We start from the raw sequence: 11,775 nt of genomic DNA, 5'->3' as shown, positions 1-11,775 counted from the left end.
CAAGCCGATGACCAAACAGTCCGTCTCGGCGCGCAGTCACTGTGACATGCTGTATGAGCCCTTCAAACTCAGGGGTAACGCCCGATGTTCGGCTCTCCCACCTATGCCGATGCCATCCTGGACCGCCTCGTTCACAACGCCCACAGGCTCGAATTGGCCGGAGAATCCATGCGCAAGACAAGCTCAAATACACTCGCTTGACCACCTCGATAACTGTAACGATAAAACACCACGATCTGGCTCATGCCCCGGGCGGGAATTGCTCGGAATGGTGGGCGGCTTCAGATCGGAATAGGTGGGCGGGATCGTCGGAATCCGCATCCACCGGTTCCAACGATTATAGACCGTCGTCGAAGGGCCGTACTCCGAAGGGCAATCCGCCCAGAAGCCACCGCACTGTAGCATGTGAATGGTACCCGAAATCACCCTGCAATCATCGGCACGCCGCGCACCGGACTGGTTTTTCGGCAAGTGCGGCTCAATCGCCATCCACGCTTCATCCGCACATCCAGCACAACGAACATGACATTCCCAACACCGCCTGCCTCAGCGGAGATACCCTGCATCAATGTGTGCGGTGATTTTCAAGAGGCTGATTTGGTCTAGCCCCTAAAGCTTCGCTACTTTCCAAAATCATCATTTGAATAGGTTGCTGCAAGCATTTTCACTCAATACGATCCAATCAAATTCGGGTAAGAAGTGCGGAATGGCATTGTGCGATGAGGAAATCGGCGAAATCATGTCGGGGTTCGCTTTTGCAGCGCTAGACCCTGGTCGATGGAAGCCTGCTATGCAGACGTTGAGCGACCGGCTCAGCGCCGTCGGGTGCGCGCTGGAACTGACCGATCTCAATACCGGTGCGACGTCGATGGAAATCTCTGTCGAACTCGATGCCGACCTGAAACGAGATTATGAAGAACGAATATTTCATATCAATCCGCGCGTCAAAACCGGCCTTGGTATGCGCCTCGGGCAAGTTGCGAGCGACGTTGAACTCACCATACCGGGCGATCCAAACAACTCCGAATTTCTGGATTGGCTACAAAAGACGCCCTATTATCATATTCTTGGCGGTAAAATTCTTGATCAGAATGGCCATGTTGGTTTCCTGACCGCAAATTACGCTAAAGCTGGCGGCCCGCCGCCTGAACAGCATCAAAAAGTGTTCGGCGTACTGACACCCCACCTGATCAATATTGTCGCCGCCGGTCGGGCCCTCTCGACAAACAAGCTTGGCAATGAATTGATTACGCTAGGAACCTTCGAAACCGAACGCCCGTTCGCCCTGCTGGATCGCCAAGGAAAGCTGATTGAATGTTCGATCGGATTTGCAGGTGCGATCAGGCGTACAGGACTGCTGACCCTGCGCCAGAACCAAGTGATTGCAGTCCAACCTCAGCATCGGAAATTGGTAGAAGCTTTTCTGGCCAGTGCCTTGGGGTCCAGGCGCTATCTCCAGCCTCCACTGCCGATACGGCTAACGGATCTCCAGTCGCCTCGGGGGTTGATACTGCGTGCCGTGCCGTTGATGCCCGGTGAAGATGTCTTTGGCATTTTCAAGCCGGCAGCCCTCCTCACGCTGATTGACCTCGATTTGCCGACGCGGGTACGCCGACAGGAATTGATCGCGCTGTTTGGCCTGACCGAAAGGGAAGCTGATGTTGCCGCACTTTTGAGTGAAGGAAACACCATCGTGCGGATCGTGCAAGCCCTGAGCATCAGCGAAAACACCGTCCGTCAACATCTTAAGAGCGTATTTGGGAAACTGGGCATCTCGCGTCAGTCCGAATTGGTGGCGGTGGTGTCGCGTCTTGGTTGACACAAGGCAAAGCACATTACTTTTCGGCGGCCGGTATCTCAATCGGCCATGCCTGGGAATTGCGATTACCGCTCTCATATCTCCTCTGAGTGGTATTTCCACGTGACGATAACTTTATCGACGATGCTTGCCCCTTCGATGCGCGCGCGCACATCAGCCTCTAGCTGAAGGGGCCCGCCGCCAGATCGCAAACGAAAACCCAAAGATGTTTGATGCTGGCATCAGACATCCTCCCGATATACACATGCACAAATCCAGACAGGAGAGACATCTGCGACCAAATGCAGTGAAACGTCGGCTGTGCGTATCGTCCGGGCTATCGGTTACGCCGTGATGCCCCCAATGGTCCATGAATCAACGCATAAGCGCCCCTTTTGCGGCCATGTATCCAGCTATCGCCGCCGCCGATACGGCGCGAACGGGCAACAGTTGCTGTGAGAAAACAGGCGATGGAATCCCATGTCCGTCCCGTACCCAATGACCAGATGGCCAAGCAGAAACAGAATCTATTCGAGATAAAACGAATTTCCCTGCGTTGCACAGATCTGTGGCACGGTTGTTCCCGCAGCCGGCAGACCAATCGGGATTGCATTGCTCAATCGGTTACGGGTAGGCGCAAGCCGATCACGCAAGACGCCGCGAATGCGTTCAATCCTTGCGCGATATCTCGCAATAATGGATTGCTGAGTAGGCATCCGTCCAATGGCGAATAGCATAGTCCTCGCCGCAGGCAGCCGCGATTTGAGCCATTTGTGCGGATGTTCGCAGGATCAAATGCCAATCCATCGCCGATTCCATGTAACCTGCGTCGACCACGTCCGCCGTAAAATTCGCAAACAGAAATACCCCACCGGGTTTCAGCTGGCGACAGACGACGCGCGTCAAACGCTTGGCCACGGCATCGGGCAAATAGTCGTAAAGGCCCGCCGCATAGATGAGATCAACAGGCGGTATCGCGACTTCACCCGTAAGCAGGTCCTTCACAGAATTATGCAGGATTTCGACCCCGACAGGATGGCACCGGGCGATCTCGGAGAGACTGTCGGGGTCCTGGTCCAAGGCTATCATTCGCCCAACCTTACCGTCCCGAAATGCGCGGCTGAGGCTGGCTTCGCGTAAATGCCCAGCAGCAATCGCAAAGATAGTCGGACCATCGACGCGACTGGCGATGGCGTCAATACGATTGGCGAGCACCTCGCGCCGATAACGAACCGCAGCGCATGATGGTGAACTGTGCACATAATCGTAGATCGCTTTGGCGCCTGCACGGTCGACGCTCAGCTCTCCCGGCCAGCCAAAATAGATCAGATCGATAAGTTCCGCATCACCTGCATAACCGCGCGGTTTTCCGGCGGCGCGACCGGTTATCGGGTCGGCGCGCAGAAAATGGCAGACATCATGATCAGCGAAATGGTCGCGAAAACGCTGCCAGCATTCCGGCCCCAGTCGCCGCACTTCCAAAAGTCTGCTGATCAGGAGCGCCATGTGCTGGCCGATGTCAACAGGATCATTCCGCAGCAAGATTGCGTGCAAGTCATCGAGCATCTGCAAGCGCCTCAGCCAATCACCATCTGAAATCTCATTATTCCTCTGATATTCATGGACTTTTACCGGCATACTTCACCATGTTCATGGATGTTATGGGAGGACTGTCCGCGAGCGCAGCGGCGGATCATCACGGAATTTTCTTAAGCCGGGATTGGGTACGACGATCCCGGCCTCACCAGTGCTGGATAGGCCAGCGCGGCAGCGCGTGTAATGATGCGCTGCGGCCGGACTTTTTTCACTTTGTTCCATGCATCAAGGCAGCCAGCGGTACGAGGGAATTGAGTCGTCCCATGACCGGCTTGGAGAAAGCACCAGTACACGAACGCCATGCACCAATAATAGCCCTGCGCATGACCTGCAGGCAGATGTAACCCAGCTGATTGCTGATATTCATCGACCTCGGGTCCACGATTGGACGAAATGGGCTGCTCCATTACCCCGATTTGACTGATCGCGACAGCGAGTGCAGCCTCGCCATCGTTTGCCACGTCGATGTCGAGATCGTCCGAACCAAAGAGTGCCCCCACGTCAGCGAACCAACTTTTCCGTCTTCTTCCAATCGGTTGCCCATATTGTCAGTGTGCAAGGACTGATAGAGTTTGATCTGCGCCTTGAAAGCGGCATCGAACACGCCATCCGGGGAGGTCAGTGCCTGTCCCTTAGCGCGCAGGGCGTCAGCCAGTGCACGCACAATGACGGGATCAGTTTCATTTTGCTTGATGATACGACCAGGGTAGGAAATCATGCGATGAAACTCCTGTCGGTGATGTATACCAGCGAGCTTTCTAGGAGGGGGAGCTGTGGCTCAAGGCGAAGCCCGGCAGCCTTTCTGCTCGCCCGATCATCATTACTGCGCAATCTCGCGTGCCGCCGTCAGCGCTGCCACCACTCGGCGCGCGCCTTCGCGCGCCGCCTCTTCGCTGTGGCTGGCCATCATCTGGATGCGGAAACGTGACGCGCCGACCGGCACGACGGGGAACTCCGCTAGGTTGACTATAACCCCACGATCAAACGCCAGTTGGCTCCCTATGCGCCCGACCAGTTCCTGACCGACAAGCATGGGAATGATCGGCGTCGGGTTTCCAAAGCAGGCTTCGCCCTGCGAAGTGACCTCATCGCGAAAGGCTTTGATCGCCGTCATCAATTGTCCGCGAAGAATGTCGCCTTCATCGGACCGCACAATGCGAAGCGCCTGTCGCACAATCGCGGCCTGAATGGGCGAAAGCGCATTGGAAAATATCCATGGACCACCATAGATCTGGATAAAGCGACGGACGCTGGCGTCTTTGACGGCAACAAACCCGCCGTTGGAGGCAAAGGTCTTGGAGAACGACCCCATAACGATATCGACCTTGCCCAGCATGCTCTGCGCCGCGATCTGACTTAGCCCGCCGGGCCCCATCGACCCAAAATCATGTGCCACATCAACCATCAGTGTTGCGCCATATTCGTCGCAAAGCTCCTGCAGAGCACTGATATTTGGCGTGTCGGCATCCATCGAATAGACACCTTCAGTGATCACCAGTATGCCATTTTGCGTATCGCTGGCGCGGATTGTGCTCAGGGCTTCGCGGAAAGCCTCGGCATCGAGATGCCGCACTCGCGTGATGTTTTTGGTGGCGGCATTGGCGCCCTGCTGCAGGCAGGCATGCGCCAGTTCATCCATGACAATGTGATCGTAAGAGCGCACCAGCGCAACCACCGTGCCAAAGCCCGCTGCCCAACCGGTCGGGAACAGCAAAACATGGGCGGCCTGCAGTGCTTCGCCAAGTTCCCGCTCGAGACACAACGATTCGGCAGTGTTTCCCACCAAGGCGCCTGATCCGGCTGAATGCACTCCAAATTGCTCGATGGCATGCTTAGCTGCAGCATGGACTGAAGGATGCGACGAAAGGCCCAGATAATCCTGCGACGCCAGATTGATCCCCTCGCACAGTTCGCCCGTTTCCAGTCGTACCGAAGTGGTCTCACCCGGCGCACATTCCAAAGAGCGTACATAAGGCCAGAGATGATGCTGGCTGCGCGCCTTTGTCCACGCGAACAATTGCGATGTCCGTCCCAGCAGATCTGCACCGCGCGGCCTTGCAAAATGGGCTGCACTCTTACCAACCGCCAGCAGTGGAAGATCGGAGAAATCTGTCGATGGCGGCAAATCCAAGTCAAGCACACTGGTCCCCTATGCGATCCGGTGGTTGGAACTCAGAGACGTCTCTCTCGACCTGATGAGTTGAAGATTCGCCACATTCGCCCTCAAACGGAAATTACCGCTCTTGGCCTTGGTGCTGCTTCCCCCAGATGGGGGAGACGAAGGTAGAAAGTGCAGATTTGCCGGCATCGATGCTGCAAGGACCGCAATTGGGCGCACCTCTGCCTGATGGGCGCAGCCTAAGCCGATCTTCCAGAAGAAGCAGTTCACCCGAATCCGCCTATTAATAATTCGAATCTGGCTGCTATGCGGCCGGTACCAAGGCCGCTACCGGAAGAGAATCTGAATTTCGCTGGGAGGCATTCCCTCCCAAATACCGATCATGCCTCGCGCATGAGCCGATTGCTTGATGGGTATGCCGACACCAGCTTGCTTCAGATGATCGAAATTGAAGCGCATGGCACGGTAGCAGTAATCTCTGTGGTGTTCCCGCCTTCACAGGAAGGCGGCGGCGCTACCGCCTCAGTCTTGAGCGAGGATCGCCACCCAGCAGGGATGAAACCGCGACGCGGGTTCAGTTGGAGCGCAGCGGAGATAGAGCCGTGTCGCAAGGCCGCTCCCGGTTCCCTATTCAGCCATGACAGGAAAATCAGGGCTTTTGAGCGATCAAGGCCATGACGGTTTGCTTGCCATCCATCCACGCAGCGGCTGTGGGGCTTCTCCAAGCAATCATGTCATGGATGCGTTGATAGTCGTCGGCCAGATTTCGGGTAAAGACGGGCTCGTGGTGGGCGATCCGGTTGCGCAAGTGCCGAATGGCCTGGAGGTCAGCATAGGCTTGCGCCCGGCACACCGGAATTGACTGGGCGAGCGGTGCCCCGGGAAAGAACGTCCGGAAGTGGGCGTTCCACAGTCGGCTATCCTGACCGGCTATGAAGATGTTCTCCCAAAAGGCAAATTTGAGCTCCGCGATGATCTTGCCGGTTGGTGGCAGCCGGCGGGCGAAGAGTTGAAGATCATCGGCCGGATTGTAGCGAAATTTGCTCTTCGGGCGCGGCAAGCTGCGGATGAAACCGTTGTTCCACGACCAGTTTGCACCATGGACCGCTTCGATCGCCTCCGAAATCCCGTTGCGCACGGCCACTTCGCAAACCTGAAGCGGCACGATCAGGGCCGACGAGATGTCCAGATTCCACGCATAGAGTTCGAGCGCCAGTTCCCGGCTGTTGCCCATCGCCTGCAGGTAGGTGGCAAAACGCGGGGCAGGACGCCTGGCAGGTCGTGAAGCTCAGCGGGAGAGAAGGGCAACGTCGCTATCCTGTCTGCACACGGCCTTGACGAACCCGTCAACACCGCCATATAAGGGGTCATCGGCTTTGAGAACGCGGGCTAACGCCCCCCTCATTGTCTAAGGACATTGAAGGCCCGTCGAAAGGCGGGCCTTTTATTTTTCTGCGCAATCGTAGCAGATTTCCACCATCATGGACGAGCGCCAAAAGGCGCCGTGTAGCGGCGTCGCTAGAAAATTTCGTACACTATTCGACATCTTCGGCCCACTGAGCGCATTCCCAAAAAACCGTGGCGCTTGCATATCAATTTAGGACCTCAGGAACGTAACGGCCCCCGTGCATTATTCGGACACAGATTCACGGTAGCAAGGCTGCGAGCAAGCTTTGGCGTGCTTAACGTCCATCGGTTAGCGAATGTCGGCCATCCGGGCTGGCCAAAAAATTCCCGCCGTTCCGGAGCCGCCCAAAGGCGGACATAAAGCTACGAGTAAAATTCGCCTTCATCTCCTACCAAACGAGCATTCAGATTGCGGGCCAATTCGGTCGCCGCTTCCCGGAGACGCGACGTCTCTTCGCCGAAGTCTGACGATGCATCAAAGCTGATCAATCCGCGTCTGTTCCATCGAAAGACCGGCAACCATGCATCGTGCTCATCACTGTGGAACTCTGCGTTCCCATCATCACCTTTAATAACGATGCTTTCGCCAGTTGCAGAGTTTGTAGCTGCCTCATCGTGGCTTGCCAATCGAACCCAGTCCGTGATTCTTACAGCCTCTATCCACTCATGAATCTCAATAGGCTCCCGTTGGCCCGTCGCGTTATGTCTCTCGATGTGAGTCGAATATGCCAATGCCGCCTCCGCTTATGCGGTTGAGCGTAGTCGAAACGCAATCTGCGGGAAAATGGGGAATGTCCGCTTCCCACCATTTGTCGCCCAAACCAGCTGTTCCGGACCCGAGTGCTATTGCGGACCTTTACCATGCAGCGGTGTCTTTGGGTCTCGTCCGGTCAACATCGTAATGAGTATGCGCCCGATAGTGGAGAGATAAGGTCGACGGGGCTCAGTGGCGATCCGGCCAGCGATGGCGGCTCGAAAAGCTAATGGCTTGAATGAAAGATATATTTCACGCTCATCGTTCGAGACCTTCAAACCTCGCGACCAAGCGTTGGCATACCATACCCACTCTCCAGCTTGTTGCTCAAATGCTGTTCCCAACAGTGTGCGGCGTCTGTCCATCATATAGCATTGATAGTATAAGCAAGGTCCATTGTCCCTAACTTTACAGCCGCCTCTAACGGTTCGCAGTGATCCGAATGCCGTCAGTTGTTCATTCCCCCGGAATGGCAGTTAACCATCTGTGGACACCCCGTCAGTTGCAAGCGGTAATTGAGGGTAGTTGGCGTGTAGTCGGATGCTGCCATCTGTCCGGCCTCTGATGCAGCGATGGGGCTGCGGGCCTGTATGGGAGTTCGCGGACCGGAACCACATCACCATGGCGTGCTTGATGCACCGTGGTTAGCACTGGTTCTTCCGACCCCGTCTCGCCGACTGTTGCGCCATACTCTCCTTCGCCCGCCTACACCTGCGACGACCTCAGGTCCGCTCTGGCTTACGCCAGGGCCGCGACCGGAGCCTTGTAATCCTCTTGTTTCACCAGCAGCGCCCAGACGACGCGGGCCGTCTTGTTGGCGAGCGCCACCGTCACCAGCATGCGTGGCTTTCGAGCCAGCATCCGTTCGAGCCATGAGCCCTTGGGGGCGCCACGCTTGCTCGCCTGGAGCACGACTGAGCTGCTGCCGATGATCAGCAGGCGCCGCAGCGTGCGTTCGCCCATCTTCGACGTCGCGCCGAGCTTTTGCTTGCCGCCTGTCGATCTCTGAATCGGGGTAAGGCCAAGCCATGCCGCAAAGTCGCGCCCTTTGGCGAAGGTCTCGGCGGGCGGCGCCAGCGCCGCGATCGCGGTCGCCCCGATTGGGCCGATGCCGGGAATGGTCATCAGCCGGCGCGAGACCTCATCTTCCCGCGCCCGTCGCGCAATTTCCTTGTCGAGTTCCTTGATATGATCGTCGAGGTTGCCCAGCAGGTCGAGCATCACACGCAGCATCGTCCGCGCCGCCTCCGGCAACGTGCTCGCCATCTCTTTCTCTTCGAGGAGATCCGCGAGCATCGCGACATGGGAGGGGCCCTTGGGCGCAACCCATCCATATTCCGAAAGATGTCCCCGGATCGCGTTAATCAGTTGGGTGCGCTGCTTGACGAGCAGGTCGCGGGTACGGAATACGAGGCCTGCCGCCTGTTGTTGCTCGCCCTTCACCGCCACGAACCGCATGCTCGGCCGTTGCGCCGCTTCGCAAATCGCCTCGGCATCCACCGCATCGTTTTTATGCCGCTTCACGAAGGGTTTCACATAGGACGGCGGAATCAGCCGCACCTGGTGACCGAGTTGGATCAACTGGCGCGCCCAATGATGAGCACCGCCACACGCTTCGAGCGCGACCATACAATGCCGCTGCGCAGCGAAGAATTCCAGCAGCTTTCCGCGGCTGATCCGCTTGCTGAAAACAACGCGCCCGCGCTCATCGGCACCGTGGGCGTGGAACACATTCTTCGCGATATCCAGACCGATTGTGGTAACTTCCGACATGGACGCCTCCCTCAGTGGTGCTTCAACAACTCCACTATGGCACATCGATGCCGTCGGGGGGTGTCCACATGGGGTAATCGCGGGAAGCGAGTCGGCCCTGGTCAGCAAGACATAGAAGGGAGTGGCTGTTCCCCGATAAGATGGAAGTACGGGCTCACGACGCGATGCCGGGCCCAGCATCTGATGGAGAACAGCCATGGGAGAATATATCGGCCTCGACGTATCGATGAAAGACACCGCGATCTCGGTTCGGCGCGAGGGCAAGCGGGTCTGGCGAGGCAAGTGCGCGTCGGATCCGGAGGCCATTGCCCGGTTGGTCCGCAAGCACGCCTCAGAACCAGAGCGAGTCATCTTCGAGACCGGCCCGTTGTCGGTATGGTTCTATCACGCGCTTCAAGCCGAAGGACTGCCAGCGATCTGCATTGATGCGCGCCACGCCAAAGCGGCGTTGGACATGGCCACCAACAAGACCGACGCCAACGACGCGGACGGCTTGGCGCATCTGGCCGAGGTCGGCTTCTACCGTGAGGTTCGGGTCAAAGGCTTCGACAGCATGCTGACCCGCACGCTGGTGGCTGCGCGCACCAAGTTGGTCAGGATCAAGACTGAGATCTCCAACCAGATCCGCGGTCTGATGAAAACGTTCGGCCTCGTCATTCCCGCCGGGAAGGGCAGCACGTTCGAGACCAATGTGAGGGTAAGGCTCGGCGAGCATTCCGAACTGGCCGCCATCATCTTGCCGCTGCTCGAGGCTTGGCGCAGCGTGCGAATGCGCGCAGCCGAACTTACGCGACGCCTGATCGCCGATGCGCGTCAGAGCGAGGCATGCCAGCTGCTCATGACTATCCCAGGCGTCGGTGTCGTCACTGCGACCGCCTTCGCGACGGCTGTGGAAGATCCAGCCAACTTCCGAAGGTCGCGATCCGTAGGTGCCTGGCTCGGCCTGACCACGCGCCGCTACCAATCGGGTCAGGTGGACTACAACGGGCACATCTCCAGGCGCGGCGATCACCAGGTACGAAATCTTCTGTACGAAGCGGCCTGCGTCATCCTGACCCGCAGCTCTGCTGAGAGCACCTTACGAGATTGGGGCCTCAAGCTTCGCGAACGCGTCGGCTTCAAGCGCGCAGCCGTTGCGGTTGCGCGCAAGCTCTCGGTCGTGATGCATGCCATGCTCAAGTCAGGCGAGCTGTTCGACAAGACCGCCGGCGCACCAGTGTAGCGACTTCGCCGGCGTGCAGCCGGCGAGCGGATCCGTCCCTGCCGGGACGTGGGCTGAACCATTCCGCTTGATGGGATGCACCGGCATCTGCCGAGTGCGTCGTCCACATAGGAAGGTCCTGTCCGCCGAAGACCCACCGTGCGGCGGCCCTTGCCGACCGCGAAGACGACCCTGAACCCGGCATACGGTCAGCTCAAAATCTGCTTGCAATGGAGGCGGCGATTAGTTTCCGTCATGCGCAAGCCCGATCAGCGGTCCATAACCTGTCGGCTTTGATGAGCGCATTTGCCATCACGATGAGTTTTCGCATCAAGGTGACGAGGGCAACCTTCGCAGGTTTTCCGGCTGCGATGAGGCTTTTATATTTGGCTTTGAGATCTGGGTTGTAGCGGGCAGCAACAAGGGCTGGCATATAAAGGGCGCGTCTGACATTGGCCCTTCCCCCCTGGATGAAGCTGCGTCCTTTCCATTGGCCTGATTGACGTGCGACAGGAGCAAGGCCAGCAAGGGAGGCAGCTTGCTTGGGTTCGAGCGCTCCCAGCTCGGGCATAGTGGCAATCAGCTGATCGGCGGTACGTGCGCCCACGCCAGCAATGCTGGAGATAATTTGGTGACGGCGCGCCAACGCCGGGTCTGCGGCAACATTCGTCGCAATCTCCGCGTCGAGCTGCTCAATATGCCGGCCGATCTGGTCCAGGCGATGTTTATACTGCCGCTTGAGCAGCGGCACGGTGAGGTTCTTCGCTTGATTCTGAATGGCGATCTTATCGCGGACCAGGCTATCGCGTGCACTGATTAATTCGGCGAGCCTTGCTTGTTGAGGCGTGGTCGCCGGACGGATTGGAGGCTGGAGTGTCGTGGCTATGCGGGCCAGGATCGCTGCGTCGATCTTGTCCGTTTTTGCGAGAGTGCCGGCCGCTTGCGCAAACCGACGCGCGCGGGCGGGGTTGAGTTTGACGCACGGCAGATCCCTCAACGCCTGCTCGAGCTGTCGGTGGTATGCACCCGTAGCGGGAGTGTCAGGAATTCCGTGTACGGGGCGGCATAATGGGTAGAAAGATCCCCAATTATGGCACGACGCAAAGCCCCTTCGATCCCCGATGACC

At 57.8% G+C, this 11,775-nt stretch carries 8 protein-coding genes and 2 pseudogenes; 3 read left to right on the top strand and 7 right to left on the bottom strand.

Features of this window, described 5'->3' with window-relative positions; genetic code table 11:
• Positions 1 to 84: 84 nt before the first annotated feature.
• Positions 85 to 201 (top strand): annotated as a pseudogene (locus GGR38_RS23590) (ATP-binding protein); the annotation flags it as partial.
• Positions 202 to 315: 114 nt separating this feature from the next.
• On the opposite strand, the pseudogene GGR38_RS24355 reads toward GGR38_RS23590, so the two are convergent.
• Positions 316 to 489, bottom strand: a pseudogene (locus GGR38_RS24355) (transposase); the annotation flags it as partial.
• 217 nt (positions 490 to 706) lie between these two features.
• Between GGR38_RS24355 and GGR38_RS23580 the strand changes: the two are divergent.
• The gene (locus GGR38_RS23580) at positions 707 to 1,819 is read left to right on the top strand and encodes a helix-turn-helix transcriptional regulator (protein ID WP_183629421.1); all 1,113 of its coding nucleotides are present in this window, start codon (positions 707 to 709) and stop codon (positions 1,817 to 1,819) included.
• A gap of 648 nt (positions 1,820 to 2,467) precedes the next feature.
• Here GGR38_RS23580 and GGR38_RS23575 read toward each other — a convergent pair.
• The 5 genes from GGR38_RS23575 to GGR38_RS23555 form a co-directional block, all read right to left on the bottom strand.
• The gene (locus GGR38_RS23575) at positions 2,468 to 3,364 is read right to left on the bottom strand and encodes a class I SAM-dependent methyltransferase (protein WP_183629420.1); all 897 of its coding nucleotides are present in this window, start codon (positions 3,362 to 3,364) and stop codon (positions 2,468 to 2,470) included.
• Between the two features lie 436 nt (positions 3,365 to 3,800).
• The gene (locus GGR38_RS23570) at positions 3,801 to 4,112 is read right to left on the bottom strand and encodes a peptidoglycan-binding domain-containing protein (protein ID WP_183629418.1); all 312 of its coding nucleotides are present in this window, start codon (positions 4,110 to 4,112) and stop codon (positions 3,801 to 3,803) included.
• 102 nt (positions 4,113 to 4,214) lie between these two features.
• Positions 4,215 to 5,534, bottom strand: coding sequence for an aminotransferase class I/II-fold pyridoxal phosphate-dependent enzyme (locus GGR38_RS23565; protein ID WP_183629416.1), 1,320 nt, complete (start codon positions 5,532 to 5,534; stop codon positions 4,215 to 4,217).
• A 628-nt stretch (positions 5,535 to 6,162) separates the two neighbouring features.
• Positions 6,163 to 6,747, bottom strand: coding sequence for a hypothetical protein (locus GGR38_RS23560; RefSeq protein ID WP_246405251.1), 585 nt, complete (start codon positions 6,745 to 6,747; stop codon positions 6,163 to 6,165).
• Between the two features lie 1,665 nt (positions 6,748 to 8,412).
• Positions 8,413 to 9,447 carry an IS110 family RNA-guided transposase gene (locus GGR38_RS23555; protein ID WP_183629414.1) on the bottom strand — a complete coding sequence of 345 codons (1,035 nt, stop codon included), beginning with the start codon at positions 9,445 to 9,447 and terminating at the stop codon, positions 8,413 to 8,415.
• A 196-nt stretch (positions 9,448 to 9,643) separates the two neighbouring features.
• On the opposite strand from GGR38_RS23555, the gene GGR38_RS23550 reads away from it, so the two are divergent.
• Positions 9,644 to 10,669 (top strand): IS110 family RNA-guided transposase, encoded by a 1,026-nt coding sequence (locus tag GGR38_RS23550; RefSeq protein WP_168604015.1) that lies wholly within the window; start codon positions 9,644 to 9,646, stop codon positions 10,667 to 10,669.
• A gap of 232 nt (positions 10,670 to 10,901) precedes the next feature.
• Here GGR38_RS23550 and GGR38_RS23545 read toward each other — a convergent pair.
• On the bottom strand, positions 10,902 to 11,775 hold an 874-nt coding region (locus tag GGR38_RS23545), incomplete at its 5' end, for an IS110 family RNA-guided transposase (RefSeq protein ID WP_246405250.1).

The sequence above is a fragment of the Novosphingobium sediminicola genome, from assembly GCF_014196525.1.
GTDB classification, from domain to species: Bacteria; Pseudomonadota; Alphaproteobacteria; order Sphingomonadales; family Sphingomonadaceae; genus Novosphingobium; species Novosphingobium sediminicola.
This window is presented reverse-complemented; position numbering and strand designations above follow the sequence as displayed.

What these genes read in the sequence shown, in the direction of transcription:
- GGR38_RS23580 (WP_183629421.1), top strand. Translation starts at nt 707, where the DNA reads ATGGCATTGTGCGATGAGGAAATCGGCGAAATCATGTCGGGGTTCGCT.
- GGR38_RS23575 (WP_183629420.1), bottom strand. Translation starts at nt 3,364, where the DNA reads ATGCTCGATGACTTGCACGCAATCTTGCTGCGGAATGATCCTGTTGAC.
- GGR38_RS23570 (WP_183629418.1), bottom strand. Translation starts at nt 4,112, where the DNA reads ATGATTTCCTACCCTGGTCGTATCATCAAGCAAAATGAAACTGATCCC.
- GGR38_RS23560 (WP_246405251.1), bottom strand. Translation starts at nt 6,747, where the DNA reads ATGGGCAACAGCCGGGAACTGGCGCTCGAACTCTATGCGTGGAATCTG.
- GGR38_RS23555 (WP_183629414.1), bottom strand. Translation starts at nt 9,447, where the DNA reads ATGTCGGAAGTTACCACAATCGGTCTGGATATCGCGAAGAATGTGTTC.
- GGR38_RS23550 (WP_168604015.1), top strand. Translation starts at nt 9,644, where the DNA reads ATGGGAGAATATATCGGCCTCGACGTATCGATGAAAGACACCGCGATC.